Annotated in this window: 13 protein-coding genes and 2 pseudogenes; 10 read left to right on the top strand and 5 right to left on the bottom strand. The window is 62.3% G+C overall.

Features of this window, described 5'->3' with window-relative positions; genetic code table 11:
• Positions 1 to 46: 46 nt before the first annotated feature.
• Positions 47 to 3,256, bottom strand: coding sequence for a phosphoenolpyruvate carboxylase (gene ppc / locus P0D73_RS38220; RefSeq protein ID WP_408435238.1), 3,210 nt, complete (start codon positions 3,254 to 3,256; stop codon positions 47 to 49).
• Positions 3,257 to 3,657: 401 nt separating this feature from the next.
• Between ppc and hemC the strand changes: the two genes are divergently transcribed.
• The 4 genes and pseudogenes from hemC to P0D73_RS38240 all read left to right on the top strand — a co-directional run.
• Entirely contained in the window at positions 3,658 to 4,686 is a 1,029-nt protein-coding gene (hemC, locus tag P0D73_RS38225; RefSeq protein ID WP_132375606.1) for a hydroxymethylbilane synthase, read from the top strand.
• Complete coding sequence (gene hemDX / locus P0D73_RS38230; RefSeq protein ID WP_408435240.1) at positions 4,686 to 6,704, top strand: fused uroporphyrinogen-III synthase HemD/membrane protein HemX; 2,019 nt, start codon at positions 4,686 to 4,688, stop codon at positions 6,702 to 6,704. The genes hemC and hemDX overlap by 1 nt, the downstream gene beginning before the upstream one ends.
• 2 nt (positions 6,705 to 6,706) lie before the next feature.
• Entirely contained in the window at positions 6,707 to 7,897 is a 1,191-nt protein-coding gene (locus P0D73_RS38235; protein ID WP_408183257.1) for a heme biosynthesis protein HemY, read from the top strand.
• A 217-nt stretch (positions 7,898 to 8,114) separates the two neighbouring features.
• Positions 8,115 to 8,357, top strand: a pseudogene (locus tag P0D73_RS38240) (cupin domain-containing protein); the annotation flags it as partial.
• A 203-nt stretch (positions 8,358 to 8,560) separates the two neighbouring features.
• Here the strand turns inward: P0D73_RS38240 and P0D73_RS38245 are convergent.
• The 3 genes from P0D73_RS38245 to P0D73_RS38255 all read right to left on the bottom strand — a co-directional run bounded on the left by P0D73_RS38245 (position 8,561) and on the right by P0D73_RS38255 (position 12,277).
• The gene (locus P0D73_RS38245; RefSeq protein ID WP_408183259.1) at positions 8,561 to 9,880 is read right to left on the bottom strand and encodes an MFS transporter; all 1,320 of its coding nucleotides are present in this window, start codon (positions 9,878 to 9,880) and stop codon (positions 8,561 to 8,563) included.
• A gap of 155 nt (positions 9,881 to 10,035) precedes the next feature.
• A complete protein-coding gene (locus P0D73_RS38250) occupies positions 10,036 to 10,794 on the bottom strand; it encodes an SDR family oxidoreductase (protein ID WP_132375598.1) in 759 nt (252 codons plus the stop codon).
• Positions 10,795 to 10,837: 43 nt separating this feature from the next.
• Entirely contained in the window at positions 10,838 to 12,277 is a 1,440-nt protein-coding gene (locus P0D73_RS38255) for an aldehyde dehydrogenase family protein (protein WP_408183261.1), read from the bottom strand.
• A 252-nt stretch (positions 12,278 to 12,529) separates the two neighbouring features.
• Here P0D73_RS38255 and ppa point away from each other — a divergent pair, with 252 nt between their 5' ends.
• Together ppa and P0D73_RS38265 are read left to right on the top strand one after the other, a co-directional pair.
• Positions 12,530 to 13,057, top strand: coding sequence for an inorganic diphosphatase (gene ppa, locus P0D73_RS38260; RefSeq protein WP_132375596.1), 528 nt, complete (start codon positions 12,530 to 12,532; stop codon positions 13,055 to 13,057).
• A 313-nt stretch (positions 13,058 to 13,370) separates the two neighbouring features.
• Positions 13,371 to 13,646, top strand: a complete 276-nt coding sequence (locus P0D73_RS38265; protein WP_408183262.1) for a CppA family protein — start codon at positions 13,371 to 13,373, stop codon at positions 13,644 to 13,646.
• A gap of 282 nt (positions 13,647 to 13,928) precedes the next feature.
• Here the strand turns inward: P0D73_RS38265 and P0D73_RS38270 are convergent, their stop codons facing one another.
• Positions 13,929 to 14,237, bottom strand: coding sequence for a helix-turn-helix domain-containing protein (locus P0D73_RS38270; protein ID WP_408183264.1), 309 nt, complete (start codon positions 14,235 to 14,237; stop codon positions 13,929 to 13,931).
• A gap of 213 nt (positions 14,238 to 14,450) precedes the next feature.
• Here P0D73_RS38270 and P0D73_RS38275 point away from each other — a divergent pair, with 213 nt between their 5' ends.
• From P0D73_RS38275 to P0D73_RS47040, 4 genes and pseudogenes are all read left to right on the top strand, one after another.
• Positions 14,451 to 14,912: a hypothetical protein gene (locus tag P0D73_RS38275; protein ID WP_408435243.1), complete on the top strand. Its 462-nt coding sequence runs from the start codon at positions 14,451 to 14,453 to the stop codon at positions 14,910 to 14,912.
• A 125-nt stretch (positions 14,913 to 15,037) separates the two neighbouring features.
• Positions 15,038 to 15,625, top strand: coding sequence for a hypothetical protein (locus P0D73_RS38280; protein ID WP_408183267.1), 588 nt, complete (start codon positions 15,038 to 15,040; stop codon positions 15,623 to 15,625).
• A complete protein-coding gene (locus tag P0D73_RS38285) occupies positions 15,622 to 16,716 on the top strand; it encodes an Imm72 family immunity protein (protein WP_408183269.1) in 1,095 nt (364 codons plus the stop codon). The genes P0D73_RS38280 and P0D73_RS38285 overlap by 4 nt, the downstream gene beginning before the upstream one ends.
• 94 nt (positions 16,717 to 16,810) lie before the next feature.
• Positions 16,811 to 16,925: pseudogene (locus P0D73_RS47040) on the top strand (SOS response-associated peptidase family protein); the annotation flags it as partial.
• Positions 16,926 to 17,112: the final 187 nt, after the last annotated feature.

A 17,112-nucleotide genomic window follows, 5' to 3' on the forward strand; every position in this document is an offset into this window, starting at 1 on the left:
CGCACGGCTTGAGTGCTCGAATGCGTGTGATGAATTGCGTTCGCGCTTAGCCCGTATTGCGCAAGCCCGCCGCAATCCCGTTGATGCTCAAATGAATCCCGCGCCGCACGCGCGCGTTGGTGTCGCCGCCGCGGTGACGCTTGAGCAACTCCACCTGCAAGTGATTGAGTGGATCGAGATACGGGAAGCGATTCTTGATCGAACGCGCGAGCAGCGGGTTCTCTGCGAGCCGCTCACTCTTGCCCGTAATCTCCGACAACACCTTCGACGTGCGCTCCCATTCCGCGACGATCCGCTCGAACACGTGCTTGCGCAGTTTCTTGTCGGATACGAGTGCGGCGTAGCGCGAAGCGACCGCGAGGTCGGTCTTCGCCAGCACCATGTCCATGTTCGACAGCAGGTTCGAGAAGAACGGCCACGTCTTGTGCATTTTCTTCAGCAGCGCGAGACGGCGTGTGCGTTCGGCGTCGCTCGGCGCGCTGTCCAGATGCGCGGCCACCGCGCTGCCGAACCCGTACCAGCCGGTCAGCAGCAAACGGCATTGGCCCCATGAGAAGCCCCACGGAATTGCGCGCAGATCTTCGATCTTGCGCTGCTTCGGGTCCTGCAGTTTGCGCGAGGCCGGCCGGCTGCCGATGTTCAACTCCGCGATCTCCGCGATCGGCGTCGATTCGAAGAAATACTCCTTGAAGCCCGGCGTTTCGTAGACCAGCGCGCGGTAGGACGCCATTGCGGCGTCGGACAACTGCTGCATCGTTTCTTCGAACGCGGGCAGTTGCGCCGGCGCAATGCCGTGCGGCAGCAACGACGCTTCGAGCGTCGCGGCGACCACCGTCTCCAGATTGCGCCGACCGATCTCCGGATTACCGAACTTGCTCGCGATCACTTCGCCCTGCTCGGTCAAACGGATCTGGCCGTCGACGGTGCCCGGCGGCTGCGACAGAATCGCCTGATAGGTCGGACCGCCGCCACGGCCCACGGTGCCTCCGCGTCCATGGAACAGACGCAGCGTCACGCCGCGTTCGTTGAAGAGCGACACCAGCGCGAGTTCGGCGCGGTACAGCTCCCAGTTCGACGTGAGGAAGCCGCCGTCCTTGTTGCTGTCCGAATAGCCGAGCATCACTTCCTGCTCGTTGCCCTGATGTTCGATCAGCGCGTCGACGCCCGGCAGCGCGATCAGATCGCGCATGATGTGCGGTGCGTTGCGCAAGTCGGGGATCGTCTCGAACAGCGGGATCACCATCAGGCCCGCTTGCGCCGGATCGTTCGCATCGCCCAGACGTCCGTGCAGCAGGCCGGTTTCCTTTTGCAGCAACATCACTTCGACCAGATCGCTCACGGTCTCCGTGTGCGAGATGATGTAGTTGCGCACCGCACGCGCGCCGAATTTTTCGCGCGTGATACGCGCTTCTTCGAGCACGCCGAGTTCGCTCTTCACGAGATCGGAGTACTCCGCGTACGGCAGGCGCAACGAACGCGGCTGCGCCAGTTCGGCGAGCAGCACCTTGAGTTTTTCTTCTTCCGTGAGCGCTGCGTAGTCGTCTACGACGCCTGCGCGCTTGAGCAGTTCGGCGATGACCGCTTCGTGAATGTCGGAGCTCTGGCGCAAGTCGATGCTCGCCAGATGGAAGCCGAACACTTCGGCGGCGCGCGCGAGCGGCGACAGACGCGGTGCGGCGAGCGGCGCGCCGTGATGCTCGGCGAGCGAATCGATCAGCACGTGCAGGTCGCGCTCGAATTCGGACGAATCGCCGTACGGCTTGGCGCGAATCGGCGCCGCGCCGCGGCCCGCGCTGCGCACCGGCACGCTGCCTTCACCGAGGCGCACGCGCGCGCTTGCCGCGAGCCGCGTGTACATGCCGATCAATGCGCGGCGATACGGCTCGTCGGTGCGATGCGGCGACTGGTCGGGCGAGGCGGCGGCGAGTTCCTTCAGGGCGTCGCTGGCGCCGGCCAGCAGGTTCGACACCGACAACTCGGCGCCGAGCTTGTGCACCTGCTCCATGTAGTGCTCGAAGATCACCGCGGCCTGGCGGGTGATCGCGTTTTCGAGCGTCTCGGCCGTAACGTTCGGATTGCCGTCGCGGTCGCCGCCGATCCAGCTGCCCATCTGGAAGAACGGCGGCAGGCGCGCGTCGATGCCGTGTTCGGTGAGCGCTTCTTCGATATCGGCGTAGAGCGCCGGGATTTCTTCGAGGAAGGTGGCGCGGTAGTACGACAGCGCGTTCTCGATTTCGTCGGCCACGGAAAGGCGCGAATCACGCAGCATGCGCGTTTGCCACAGCGACGTGACGCGGGCGCGCAGCATCGCTTCGTTGTGCGCGCGTTCGCGGTCGGTCAACTGCTGGTCGCGTTCGGCGAGCAGACGCGCGACGTCGTGCTGCGCGTCGAGAATGCTCTTGCGCTGCACCTCGGTCGGGTGCGCGGTCAGCACCGGCACGATCAACGCGTTGTTGAAGAACTGCTGCAGCACCGGCGTGGCGGCCGCGTTGGCTTCGACGAGCCGCTCGAGCGCATGGGCGATCGTGCCCGGTTGCGAGGTCGAGCCGGCCAGCGCGTGAATCCGGTGGCGGCGATTGCGGTGGCGGTCTTCCGCAATGTTCGCGAGATGCGAAAAGTAGCTGAACGCGCGCACCACGCTGACCGTTTGCTCCGGGCTCAGCGAGCGCAGTTTCTTGTCGAGCGTTTGTGCGGCGGCGCTGTCGTCTTCGCGGCGAAAGCGCACGGCGGTTTGACGGATCGTTTCGACGACGTCGAACACCGCGTCGCCTTCCTGCTCGCGCAGCACGTCGCCGAGCAGGCGTCCGAGATAGCGGATGTCCTGGAACAGCGGATGGTCCTTGTCCTCGCGCGTGCGGCCGTTGTTCTTCGGCGCGGACGCGGAAGAAGGCGCGGCGCTGGACGATTCATCTGGCACAGCCTGCAGCGCGGGCGCTTGCGGCGCGTCGGCGACGACCTTGATCTTCGTGGAGCCGCCCTTGGAGGGCTTTTGCGCCTTGGCGGCGGATGCGGCTTGCGTCGTCTTATCCGTTTTGACTGCCTTCACGGCCTTGTCCGTCTTGACGGGCGCGGAGGTTTTGGCGGCCTTGCCGGCTTTGGCAGCGTGAGCAGCCTGAGCGGGTTTGCCGGCGCGTTTGGCCGATGTCGGCCCGGCAGCGGCGGCGGCAGAGGCGGCGGGCTTGGCGGCGTCGGCCGCGCGAGCGTTGGGCGATGCAGTGTTGCGGCGGGCAGGGCGCGCCGATCCGGAAGACGTCACGATGGGTTTCCTCAGGGAAGCCAGGGTCTGTTGAGTGATGAACTGCTACTGCGGAACTGCACTATGAACTGCAAAGGGAACCGCGCGAAACGGTATACGCCGATGGCGATACGCCTGAGAGGAGACTGTGCGCCGGAACGGTGCCGCGCATCCGCACGACACTTGTTCGAGGCACCTGCGGCACCTGAGCCACGTCAGGCCGCATTGCATCATCCCGCATGCGGCGGCCCGGTGCGCGAACGACCGTGCGTGAACAGGCTGGGATGCGGCAGGCGCGCGCCGCGCGAAGCCCGTCTCCTCCATCGATACCGCTTCAGCACGGCGCTCCGCCGCGTCTTGAGACACAAGGGCGCGTGCTAACATTGTTTGTTATTACATCCCGTCATTCGATCAGCAAGCTAATGAACACCGAGACGTTTTCCACGCCACCCCACACGCTTGTGATTGCGTCGCGAGAAAGCCGCCTGGCCATGTGGCAAGCGGAGCATGTGCGATGTGCGCTGCACAAATTATATCCATCTTGTGACGTAAAAATCCTCGGAATGACAACACGTGGCGATCAAATTCTCGATCGCACTTTGTCGAAGGTTGGTGGTAAGGGCCTCTTCGTGAAGGAACTTGAAGCCGCGCTCGCCGACGGCCGCGCCGACCTCGCCGTGCACTCGCTCAAAGACGTGCCGATGGAATTGCCCGAAGGCTTTGCGCTGTCCACCATCATGGAGCGCGAAGATCCGCGCGACGCGCTGGTCTCCAACGACTACGACTCGCTCGCCGCACTGCCGGCCGGCGCCGTGGTCGGCACCTCCAGCCTGCGCCGCGAGGCCATGCTGCGCATGCGTTATCCGCACCTCGAAGTGCGGCCGTTGCGCGGCAACCTTGATACGCGTCTGTCGAAACTCGATCGCGGCGATTACGCGGCGATCATTCTGGCCGCAGCCGGTCTGAAGCGGCTGGGTCTGGGCGAGCGCATCCGCGCGCTGCTCGATCCCGAAGACAGCCTGCCCGCGGCGGGCCAGGGCGCGCTCGGCATCGAGATTCGCGCCGACCGCGCAGACCTCGCGGCATGGCTCGCACCGTTGCATCACGACCACACGGCAGCCGCCGTCGAAGCGGAGCGCATGGTTTCGCGCGCGCTCGGCGGCAGCTGCGAAGTGCCGCTCGCCGCGTATGCCATGTGGCGAGACGGCGCGCTGCATCTGCGCGGCATCGTCGCCACGCCCGACGGGCAGCGAGTGCTGAGCGCACAGGCGTCGGCGCCCGCGCCCAGCGTCGAACGCGCCGTCGCGCTCGGCCAGGAAGTGGCGAGCGCGCTCGAACAGCAAGGCGCGATGGACATCGTTCGCGCGCTCAGCACCGCCAGCGGTCCCGCCGCTGCGAAGCAGGGCACGGCGCAAGACGGCGCGCCGGACAGCGCGGCGACCGGCGAGTGATGGCGGCCGATATCCCCGGCAACACATCCCCATCCGTCGACAAGGCGGCGTTCACGGTCGTGATTACGCGACCGGCCGGTCAGTCGAACGAACTGATCGCGCGACTCGCCGCGGCCGGCATCGCCACGCTCGACTTTCCGCTGATCGACATCGCGCCCGTCACCGACGAGGCGCCGTTGCGCGCCGCGTTGGCCTCGCTCGAACGCTATGCGCTCGTCGTGTTCGTGTCGCCGAATGCCGTCGATCACGCGTTTGCCCGCAGCGATGCGATCTGGCCGCATGCGCTGCCGATCGGCGTCGTCGGGCCGGGCAGCGTGCAGGCGCTGGCGCGCCACGGCGTGGCCGCGCCTGCCTACAACGTGATCAGTCCGCCGTCCGGCGCGGATGAAGACACCGCGCGCTTCGATTCCGAAGGCCTCTTCGCGGCGATCGACAGCGCGCTCGACGCGACCAGTCTGGAAGGCAAGCGCGTGCTGATCGTGCGCGGCGACGGTGGCCGCGAGTGGCTCGCCGACCGGCTGCGCGAAGCCGGCGCCGAAGTCGACACCGTCGCGGCGTACCGGCGCCTCGTGCCGGAGCCGTCGATCGGCGGCTGGGCGCGCGTGCACGAGTTGCTCGCGGGCGTGCCGCACGTATGGCTGCTCACCAGTTCCGAAGGCGTGCGCAATCTGCACGAGCTGGCGCAAGACCACCTCACCGCCGACGAAATCGCGCAGCTCAAACGCGCCGCGCTCGTCACGCCGCATCCCCGTATCGCGCAGACCGCGCGGGCATTGGGTTTTGATAGCATTACGGTGTCCGGCGCGGGCGATGAGCGCATTGCCCGCGCGCTGATTGCCGCCGTCCCGACCGTAGTCCAACCGGTACCGTCCAACCCGGCTCATTCACCGGCTAAATCACGCATGACTGAAACGAACGCATCCACGAACGCTTCACCCCAGCCGGCCGCGACCACTGCGTTGCCGCCGAATCAACCCTTCACGCCCTACGAAGCGCAAAAGCGCCATAGCGCGAGCGGACCGCTGCTGTGGTTTGTCGTCGTGATCATTGCTTGTGCCGCGGGCGTGGGCGGCTATGCGCTCAATCGCAAGGTGGAGCGCACGGAGCAGCAGCTCGTGCAGCGCCAGCAAGCCAACGACACGCAGACCAACGAGCTGCGCATCAAGACGGAACAGGCGCTCGCCACCGTGCATCAGTCGGACTCGCAGGTCGCGCAACTCGAAGGCAAGCTGGCCGATGCGCAAGCCGGGCAGCAGGCGCTGCAGCAGCAATACGCGGATCTTGCGCGCAATCGCGACGACTGGACCCTTGCCGAAGTCGGCCAGATGCTCTCAGCCGCCAGCCAGCAGTTGCAGCTCACCGGCAACACGCAGCTCGCGCTGTTCGCGCTGCAAAGCGCCGACACGCGTCTCGCCGCCTCGGACAGCCCGCAGGCGGTCACCGTGCGCAAGGCGATCGCGCAAGACATCGACAAGCTGAAGGCCGCGCCTTCCACCGATCTCACGGGCTTGGCCATCAAGCTCGACAACGCGATCGACCAGGTCGACAGCCTGCCGCTCTCGGGCGAAGCACCGATCGCCCATGCCACGCCGCAAGCCGCGACATGGGCCGATACGGCCAAGGTGGCCGCGGCCACCGGCGAGCCGCGCTGGAAGGTGTGGTGGCGTGAAGTGACCACCGGCATCGGCCAGCAGTTGACGAGCCTCGTGCAGGTGCGCCGCATCGACAACGCCGACGCGATGCTGGTCACGCCCGACGAGGGCTACTTCGTGCGCGAGAATCTCAAGCTGCGACTGCTGTCGGCGCGTCTCGCCTTGCTCTCGCGCAACGAGACCACGCTGAAGTCCGACTTGCAGGCGGCGGAGAATGCGCTCACGCGTTACTTCGACAACTCGTCGAAGAAAACCCAAACCGTGACCGATCTCGTCAAGCAGGTGGAGGCGGGCTCGGCCGCGGTTGAACTGCCGAATCTGAACACGAGCCTGCAGGCCGTCAATCAATACCGGAGCCGAGGTTAATCATGGCGATCCGGGGACTTCTATGGCTTGCGTTGCTGTTCGCCATCGCGGTGGTGCTGGCGGTGGTCGGACGCTTCGACATGGGGCAGGTGCTGCTGATCTATCCGCCGTACCGCGTCGACATGTCGTTGAATCTGTTCGTGGTCGGGCTGGTGGTGTTGTTCATTCTGATGTATGCACTGCTGCGCATCTTCCGCAATATCTGGCGCATGCCGCAACGTGTGGCCGCTTATCGCGCGCGCTCGCGTGTCGCGAAAGCGCATGCCGCGCTGCGTGACGCGATCGGCAATCTGTACGCCGGGCGTTTTTCGCGTGCTGAGAAAGCCGCCAAAGACGCGCTCGCGAATGGCGACAACAAGGGCGCGGCCGGCTTGATCGCGGCCACCGCGGCGCATCGCATGCATGAATATGCGCGGCGCGACGAGTGGCTCGCGCAGATCAACGAGGCTGACTGGCAGGACGCACGGCTGATGGCCACCGCCGACATGCGCGCCGATGGCCGTGACGCGGACGGCGCGCTGACGGCGCTGACCGAAATGCAGTCACAAGGCGCGCGGCGCATTCACGCGCAGCAGATCATGTTGCGCGCGCAACAGCAATTGAAGAACTGGAGTGAAGTGCTCAAGCTCGTCAAGATGCTGGAAAAACGCGAAGCGATTCATCCGGCTGTGGCGGTGCGCTTGCGCCAACTCGCGGCGGAAAACCTGCTGCGTGACCGGCGTCACAATGCCGATGCGTTGCTGGAGTTGTGGAATTCGCTGTCGCCCACCGAGCGTCATTCGCCGCGTCTCGCGGATCTCGCGGCCGAACTGTTGGTGGCGTTGAACCGTCCGCAGGAAGCGCGCAAGATCGTCGAGGAAGCGCTGGCGCAAAACTGGGACGCGCGCTTGCTGCGCCGCTATCCGGACACGACCGCGGGCGACGCGTTGCCGCTGATCCAGAAGGCCGAAGCGTGGCAGAAGGATCGTCCGGAAGATGCCGACCTGATGTTCGCGCTAGGCCGCTTGTGCCTGCATCAGCAACTGTGGGGCAAGGCGCAATCGTTCCTTGAGCGCGCATTGAAGCTCGCGGACAACGAGACGCTGAGGATTCGCTCGCATCGTGCATTGGCGCGTTTGCACGAGCAGCTCGGCGACGCGGATAAGGCGAGCCAGCATTATCGTGAGAGTGCGTTGGCGATGAATATCGTTTGAGGGTTTTTTGAGCGGCGCGTGTGTGGTTCTTGAAGCGCTGCTTTGAGACTTTGAAATTGCTGGTTGATGAGTTGATGGCCGCAGCGGATGCTGCGGCCATTTTTTATTCGTGCTTCCTGCTGTGCCTGTTCGGTGGTGCTTGATTTGGTCGCCTAGTGTGGTGCAGTGGACGGTTGTTGCATGGTAGTGGAGGACAACCTGATCATCGCGCTTTTCGTGGATCGGTGATCTGCATCCATCTCCGCTTCGCATGTAGATATTCGTTCTCGACGGGGAAATGGAATTCGAGGCCTCTGACGGAGAGCGCCAACCTGCCCGGCCGGGCGATGCGCTGCTTCTTGAAGATACGATCGGACGAGGACATCGAAGCCGCGTCATCGGCGACACCGCGGCAAAACTTGCAGTCGTTGAGCTTGAACCGGCTGATGACAAGCGACGGTTTCTGCGCGCCCCGGACTGATGGGACCGTTTGCCTTGTAGGGAACTCAGCCGTTCGACGCGATGTGCCGACTGTCTCTTGCTGGCCGACTACCGCCCCACGCCCTCGGCAGTAGTTGGCCAACATTTGTCGAAACCACCATATTCAGCGATGAAGGGGTCGCTCCTTCGCACACCAACGCAAAGCCTCAGCAGTAGATCACTGCCAAGGCCCGCGCCTCCCTCTCACTTATTAACCATCTTCGCCGGCACGCTGATCGCCAGCAGACCGCCAAGCACCAGGAATGCCGCCAGCATATACATGCCGGAGTCGTTCGCGGCCGTCACCTGCTTGAGCCAGCCCACCGCATACGGGCTCAGAAAACCCGCCAGATTGCCGATCGAATTGATCATGGCGATGCCGGCAGCGGCGCCCGTGCCCGCCAGAATCGCTGTCGGCAAACTCCAGAACAGCGGCAGCGTGGTCAGAATGCCCATGGTCGCGAGCGTGAGCGACGCCATCGCCAGCACGGTGTTGTGCGCCCACACGACCGACAGCACGAGCCCGATCGCCCCCGCAAACGCCGGCAACGCAATATGCCAGCGCCGCTCCCGCTTGCGGTCCGCGCTGCGCGACACGAACACCATCGCCACCACAGCTGCCGCGAACGGCACCGCCGAGAGCAGGCCGATCATGAACGCATCTGTCACGCCGGTCGCCTTGATGATGGTCGGCAGCCAGAAGCTCACGCCATACAGACCCATCACGAACGAGAAATACGTGAGGCTCAGCATCAGCACGCGGCCACTCGTGAGCACCTGGCGAATCGGCATGTCGTGCTTGGTGGCTTCTTCGGCGGAGACGTGGCGTTCGAGCAATTGCTGCTCTTCCTTGGTGAGCCACTTCGCCTTCGAGATACGATCGTCCAGCATGACGAACACCATGATGCCGACGATCACCGAAGGAATCCCTTCGAGCAGAAACAGCCACTGCCAGCCATGCCAGCCGTTCACGCCGTTGAAGCTCTTCAGGATATAACCCGACACCGGGCCGCCGATCACGCCCGACAGCGCGATAGCCGTCATGAACCAGGTGGTCATGCGGCCGCGCCGGTGCGACGGATACCAGTAGGTGAGGTACAGAATGATGCCGGGGAAAAATCCCGCTTCTGCGAGACCGAGCAGGAAGCGCATCACGTAGAACATGGTCGGCGTAGTGACGAACATGGTCAGCATGGAGATCACGCCCCACGACACCATGATCCGCGCGATCCACACGCGTGCGCCGACTTTGTGCAAGATCACATTGCTCGGAATTTCGAAGATGAAATAGCCGAGAAAGAAAATCCCCGCGCCGAAACCGTAGACCGCGTCGCTCAGACCGAGATCGCTGGTCATTTGCAGCTTGGCGAAACCGACATTGACGCGATCCAGATACGCGACCACGTAACAGAGCATCAACAGCGGCGCGAGCCGCCAGGTGACCTTGCGGTAGGTCGCCTCTTCGAAGGTGGAAGGCGGCGCACCCGCGCCGGGATGGTGGAGCGGATTTGCGGGACTAGCCATGGTGTCTCCTCTTTTCTTGTGGAATTGAAGTACCGCTGTCGATCGATTCTATCCGCGCTCAGTGGTTTGCACGACGAATCGATACCGGGGGAAAACACTGACTGCGGCGAGGGCCGCAGCACGCGAAACCCTCGCAGACCGGATGCGGCGCGGCGCTACACGCAGCGCCCGCCGTCTACTTCAAGACACACGCCGGTGATGAACTCCGCCTCGTCCGAAGCCAGATAGAGCGCGGCGTTGGCGATGTCCTGCGGCGTCGAGAAACGCCCGAGCGGAATGCCGGCGAGAAAGCGCTGACGATTCTCCGGCGTATCCTCAACGCCCATGAATTCGGACAGCAGCGCCGTCTCGCCGATCACCGGATTCACGCAGTTCACCCGAATGCGGTCCGGACCCAGTTCGACCGCCAGCGACTTGCTCGCGATAATCACCGCGCCTTTGCTGCCGTTGTACCAGACAAGCCCAGGGCGCGGCCGCACACCCGCCGTGGACGCGATATTGATGAAGCAGCCGCCGCCTTGCTCGCGGAAATACGGCACGAATTCCTGCACGCTCCAGTAGATGCTTTTCACGTTCACCGCGTAGACGCGGTCGAATTCGGCTTCCGTCACTTCCAGCACGGGCTTGTTGCGATGCGTGGTGCCGGCGTTGTTGACGACGATCTGCACGCTGCCGAAGTCTTCGAGCGCGGCTTCGCGCAGTTTTTGCCAGTCGTCGCGCTGGGCGACGTTGCCTGCCACCGCGATGGCCTTGCCGCCGGCCAGCGCGATTTCACTCGCCACGCGCTCGGCGGCCGGGCCGTTCAGATCGTTGACCACGACGTTCGCGCCTTCGCGCGCGTAGGTCTTCGCAATGCCTTCGCCGAAACCCGAGCCGCCACCCGTGACGATGGCTGTTTTACCTGTCAACCGCATGATGTCTCCGCTGTTTGTTGTGGATGGTGATACGTATGCTCGACTAACCGTGCCGGATCGCGATGGTTTTCAGCACCGTGAAGCCATACAGCGCCTCGAAGCCCTTTTCGCGGCCGTGGCCCGAATGCTTGACGCCGCCGAACGGCAATTCGACGCCGCCGCCCGCGCCATAGTTGTTGATGAACACCTGGCCGGAGCGCAGGCGGCGCGCGAGCCGCATCTGCCGCCCGCCATCTCGCGTCCAGATGCCGGCGACGAGGCCGAACGGCGTGCCGTTGGCCAGCGCCAGCGCTTCGTCTTCGTCGCTGAAGGACATGGCGGCGAGGACGGGGCCGAACACTTCGTCACGGGCGAGGCGGTGGCTGGCGGGCACATCGCGCAGCAGCGTCGGCGCCTGATAGAAGCCGCTTTCCGGCGCTTCGGGAATCACCTCGCCGTGCGCCGCCATGGCGATACCGTCGTGTTGCGCGTCGGAGAGGAAATCCCACACGCGCCGCTGCTGTTTCGCGCTGATCAGCGGCCCGCAGTCGAGATCGGCCTGCGAGGGGCCCACGCGCAATGCTTGAAACGCGCCGCTCAGCCGGTCTAGCAAGGGTTCGTATATAGCGCGGTCGATCAGCACGCGGCTGCCCGCCGAGCAGGTTTGTCCCGCGTTCTGCACGATTGCCGACACCAGCACGGGCAGCGCCGCGTCGAGGTCCGCGTCGGCGAAGACGATTTGCGGCGACTTGCCGCCCAGTTCCAGCGTGACCGGTACGTGATTCTCGGCGGCCATCTGCGTGACGAGCTTGCCGGTTTCCGGCGACCCGGTGAACGAAATGTGATCGATGCCGGCGTGCCGTGCGAGCGCCGCGCCCGCTTCATGCCCGTAGCCGGTGACGATATTCAGCGCGCCGGCAGGCAAACCCGCCTCGGCGGCCAGTTCGGCGACACGCAACACGGACAGGCAGGCATCTTCGGCCGGTTTGACGACGCATGCGTTGCCGGTGGCGAGCGCCGCGCCCACGCTGCGGCCGAAAATCTGCATGGGGTAATTCCACGGCACGATATGGCCGGTCACGCCGTGCGGCTCGCGGATCGTGAGCACCGTGTAGCCGGTCTGGTAAGGCAGCGTTTCGCCGTGCAGTTTGTCCGCCGCGCCGGCGTAGAACTCGAAATAGCGGACGAGGGCGGCCGAATCGGCGCGCGCCTGCTTGAGCGGCTTGCCGGTGTCGCGGGCTTCGAGCAGGGCGAGTTCTTCCTGGCGCGCGGCGACCAGCATGGACAGCCGGTACAGCACGCGGCCGCGTTCGGCGGCGCTCGCCTGGCCCCACGCGCCTTCGAAGGCGCGGCGCGCGGCGTGTACGGCGGCGTCGATATCCGCCGCGGTGCCGCGTGCCAACTGGGTGAAGGGCTGACCGTCCGAGGGATCGAGCACGGCGATCGTCTCGCCGCCTGAGGCGGCGGACCACTCGCCGCCGATGAAGTGTCGGGCTTCTTCCATGCATGCTCCTTGAGGTGTCACGCGGCCGCGTTGCGGTTGCGTGGTGTTCACAAACGAGAGGCACAATCGAGAGACGCCAGATGATTATCGCGCCGATCCAACGCGGGATGCCATCGGCCGATTGGCTATAATGGCGTATTCCGCACTGTCCGGCCGCAGCGCCGGCGCTCGAGGCGAGTTTCACGATGCATGCCGTTCGAGTGGCCGCACCGCGCGCCGTGTTCCGAATTCCATCCTGATCAGAGAGCGCTCATGAGCTTCAATCACGTCCCCGCAGGCAAAGACCTTCCGCAAGATTTCAACGTCATCATCGAAATCCCGGCGCAAAGCGATCCGGTGAAGTACGAAGCGGATAAGGAAACGGGCCTGCTCCACGTCGACCGTTTCATCAGCACGGGCATGCGCTATCCGGCGAATTACGGCTACATTCCGCAAACGCTGTCGGGCGACGGCGATCCGGTCGACGTGCTGGTCATCACGCCGTTCCCGCTGCTGGCTGGCTCGGTGGTGCGTGCCCGCGCACTCGGCATGCTGCAAATGACCGACGAATCCGGCGTCGACGCGAAGCTGGTCGCCGTCGCGCACGACAAGGTCTGCCCGATGACCGCCGACCTGAAGTCGATCGACGACGTCCCGGCGTACCTGAAAGACCAGATCAAGCACTTCTTCGAGCAATACAAGGCGCTTGAGAAGGGCAAGTGGGTGAAGGTCGACGGCTGGGCGGGCATCGACGCCGCGCACAAGGAAATCACCGAAGGCGCGGCGAACTACAAGAAGTAGAGCAGGGTAATCGCAAAGTGAAAGATTGAGTTTGCTTTGCGAGCACTCGGTAGGTCTTTAAGGGGCAAGCCACAACGGTTTGCCTCTTTGCGTTTGTTCGCCTGACTTTCGGCGGTGACGCCTGTGCGCCTGTGGTTTTGAAGATAGAGAAAATTTCGCAGAGATTTTCCGAGGCGCCCAGCAGGGCGCTGAGGCCAATCACGCATGCCGCACAAGTTTTCGGTGCAAGATTGCGTAGTTCTTTGAATTTGTTGAATTTTGTGTTTTTCGTATAGAATTCTCCGGGTAATGGGTTTTCGACCGGAGAATGCCTGTGGACTTCTCGGCTCTGATTGCAGTTGGCATCATCGTCGACTCCGAACGTGACCGACGCGCGTTGGAGTTTCTGGTCACTGTCTGTGGTACCGAAGTTGTCCTGCGCGGGTGCGCGGAACTGCCCGGGCGGACTCGTCCGTATGTTTCCAACATTGCTAAAGCGCTCGGTGTCGTGATTCCCGATGAAGTGGCTGTCACGCCGCGAGAGGAGGGCCGACGGCAGCTCGCTGAAATCAAGAAACTGCTTGGCCAAACGGTAAAGCGGTCGCGCTAACGATTGCTGCCGGCTATGCGCTTTGCTGAAATCGCACGGATAAACACCTCGCGTTAGACGAGGTATGACATCAGCCCCAGATTGCCCTTCCTACCACTACCTTGACGCCAGCGAGCTTGCCGACATCCTTGGCCTCTCCGTGCGCACAAGCATCCTGCGAGCAAGACACCGCCCTTGGCTGCTGCCACCCCGTGCGGTTCTATCTGACCGCGAGCTTCTTCGTTGGCGTCAAGATGTCGTCAACTCATGGCTCGTCGAAAACTCGAGCAAGCCGCTGAAATTTTAGGCGCCGGGCGCCGGGCGCCGGGCTTTTTTGGCGGCCCGGCTCTCAGCAGCAACAGGCTCGTCCTCTCCCTCAATTTTTGCCAGCAATTCCGCTGGGTCCACCTGAAGTGCACCCGCTAGCAGCACAATGTTGTCGAGGGAAATATTCGTAATCATCCGCTCAACTTGGCTAACGTAGGTGCGATGCAATCCCGCCAAGTCGGCCAACGCCTCCTGCGAGATTTTTTGCGTGGCCCGTAGTCGCTTTAGATTCTTCGAAAGCCGACTCCGTAGTTGGGCCTGTATGGGCTTCAGCTCTTCTTTCATATGGCTGAAGCATCGCCCAACGCATCGAATGTATCTACAGCTTAAGCGTCGACGTAGTTTGAATCTACAGAGTTTACATCTACACGTTTTGCCTCTACACTGCATCGACAAGTGACGTTCCTCCTAAGGGAACACGGGTCACCGTCGTCGAAAATTTGAGCTGGCCTTCTCGGGCATCTGCAGCCTCTTTGCAAAAACCGCGGGAGAAGTAACTTGGAAATCGTTCATGTGTACTACGTGCCGGCGACCATTCGTGCCGCTCTTACCCGCATCGGCGCTCCGGTCACCATAGAGATTGAGGGCGAAAGCATTGAACTGCCACCTCAAGTGTTACCGGGCGAGGTCGAATGGCGGGCCGACTTACTTAAGTGGCTTGTTCGCAAATGTGTGAGCGACTACCTCGGAACGCCTGTACAGCAGCGAGATGAATTTGATGGCGCCATCGAGCTGCAGTTAATAGTGCACACGGGCCTGCATCCGTTGGAAGCGCGAACCGTTGTCCAAGAGATGTATGCACTGCTCGGCGGATTGACAGCCGACGAGTATGAGGACATGACCAATGGCAACCCTCTTTTCGCGGGGCATGTTCGGGTCGAATGGGATGGACTTAAAGCGCGGTACGCCAAGATTCTTCGCAGCAGCGCCAAGTCACCACGCAGTAGCACGCCTAGCTGATGACCGTTCGAATTTGGCAACGCGCCCGCGGCGGAAGCTTCCATGGTTCGACTGTTCATGGTGAGGGCCCATGAGGCGGAGCAGCAAAAACCCTCGACGAATGGGCACTGAGACCGACCGCGCGCTTGAGTTTGCACTTGCGGAGGTTTCAAAGGAATTCAGCCGCCGGTTGCCGAGACATTGCAGGCGATATAGGCGCGATTTCAAACACCCAACCACTGACCATTTCAAGCAACGCGTCCGAACGTTCCGCCGTGCTGGACACATGGAATGGCAACGGTTACCTGGCCGTTCTGCATCTGCCGGATGATTTCGCGATGCGTATGCCGCAGGCAAAGGCGTGGCAAGGCAAAATTGCAGAGCAGTTCGGAAGCTCAACGCCAGTGCAGTATCTGGAGGGTGGAGGCGAGCAAGTCGTGATTGACCTCGGCAAACTGGCGGAAGAGATAACAAAGGTAGGTGAAAAAATCAAAGCTGGCGAATTAGCCACCAATGGGCCAATGATTGTCGACGGTATTCGAGTTGATTTCTTCGAAACGAAGTGGGAAAACGTCGAAAAAGTTTACGGATATAGTCGGTTTGAGGACGATATTGGCTACGCGGCAAAAACACGCCGGCTTGCGACCGACGAAGTGCAGAGCAAGGTCACGCAGACGAACAGTATAAAGGCGGCCGCAGTGCGAACTGGCGCCAATCTCGAGACGCAACGGTGACATATACGATGAAGCAGTACGACATGCAGGACAACCTAACTCGCCGTCAAGTTTTCTGGTTGCTTCAGAGGCTGACAAGCTATGCGCTCTGGAAAAAGAAGCGTGACGCGTTCGCCATCTTTGCAGACGAGTACGAAATCGCTGTCAAGACGTGGCCAGAGGGCGACCCGGAGTACATGCCGGCCGACAACCTGTCGACCATCTACGAGATTCTGGGTCTATACGACAAGGGCCTGGAGCAGCTAGCGCGTGGATATCGTTTTATATGGAAAGATGGTCAACCATTGAAGCTCGCGGTCAATCGCTACTATCACCTTTGCCAGTACTTCTTTCCCCACCCGTCGTATTGGGAGCGAGGCGCTCAGTTGGCTCCATATCCAACCAAGGTGGATAGACTTGCTCGATTGATGCGTGCATCCGAGTTCCAGATGGAGCAAGCTCCTTTCGAGGTTGCGGCCTCAAACGACAATTTTGCTCAGTTGCAGTCGGCGACATTACTTCTGGACCCGGACCGCTATAAGTACCAGTTCTACGAATTGGATTACCCCGTTTTCCCACCGTCACTTCCGGAAATCCCTGCCTCCCTCGGTCCGGTAGTCGAGTCCGGTGACGAGGTCACCGCCGACGGCATCTGGGAGCCTGTAAAAATTAGTCGCGGTAAGGTGCTAGGACTGCTATCGGTCGGTGAGAAAACGGAAGAAAACAATGGCTGCTTCAACTATTTGGTCAAAGGGACTCACGCGCCGAATATCAAAGGGCGGCCTGACCCACTCACTTTGCGGTCTGCCGTCACGAGTACTCACTGGCGTCTATTGTGGGAAGACACGCGATACAAGGATGGGGTGATTGCGGACGAGTCACAGTATTTCCTCGCTGCGAAGCGCGAAGATGCGCCCGCTGAGCTTGCTGACGTTCCAGACGTCAAGACTGGGGACATGTGTCCGGTTTCTGGGGTGTGGCGTGCAGAAAAATACGCGGACTCGTCTATTCACATAGTCGCAGGAGCGGTGATGCCGGACCTGATGGTCACAGATAACCTGGGCGAGAGGAAAGTGCATTGGGTGACCTGGCACCTAGTCAAGAGAACGTGACAATCTTCCGGGGGGTAAGTCGACTGCCGAGGACGCGAGAACTTGTGGGCAATTAAGGTCGAGCTCAACGCTGTCACCTTTGGATTGCAATATGGACGAGCCGCCGCCGGAGGTCGCAGCCACTGTCACGACCGGTGCATCATCCCTATAAGCCGGAAAATATAGACGCTTGGCTCAACCCGGATACATCGGACTTGGCGGCGATGTAACCGATACTTGATGACAGGGACCGGCCGTACTACGAGCACCGGTTGGCTGCGTGACCACCGATTGTTGCAGGCTCACGATGGTGGATTGAAGCAGAGGTCAATCCACCAAATTGCGGGTTGCTCAAAGGAGGGCATTTAAGAGCCACGAGTCATCTAACTTAATGAACTCGTATGTGAGACCTTGGCT

The organism is Paraburkholderia sp. RL18-101-BIB-B (genome assembly GCF_046026985.1).
Classification (GTDB): Bacteria; Pseudomonadota; Gammaproteobacteria; order Burkholderiales; family Burkholderiaceae; genus Paraburkholderia.

Coding starts and splice junctions, on each gene's coding strand:
- hemC (WP_132375606.1), top strand. CDS start 3,658: ATGAACACCGAGACGTTTTCCACGCCACCCCACACGCTTGTGATTGCG.
- hemDX (WP_408435240.1), top strand. CDS start 4,686: ATGGCGGCCGATATCCCCGGCAACACATCCCCATCCGTCGACAAGGCG.
- P0D73_RS38235 (WP_408183257.1), top strand. CDS start 6,707: ATGGCGATCCGGGGACTTCTATGGCTTGCGTTGCTGTTCGCCATCGCG.
- P0D73_RS38245 (WP_408183259.1), bottom strand. CDS start 9,880: ATGGCTAGTCCCGCAAATCCGCTCCACCATCCCGGCGCGGGTGCGCCG.
- P0D73_RS38250 (WP_132375598.1), bottom strand. CDS start 10,794: ATGCGGTTGACAGGTAAAACAGCCATCGTCACGGGTGGCGGCTCGGGT.
- P0D73_RS38255 (WP_408183261.1), bottom strand. CDS start 12,277: ATGGAAGAAGCCCGACACTTCATCGGCGGCGAGTGGTCCGCCGCCTCA.
- ppa (WP_132375596.1), top strand. CDS start 12,530: ATGAGCTTCAATCACGTCCCCGCAGGCAAAGACCTTCCGCAAGATTTC.
- P0D73_RS38270 (WP_408183264.1), bottom strand. CDS start 14,237: ATGAAAGAAGAGCTGAAGCCCATACAGGCCCAACTACGGAGTCGGCTT.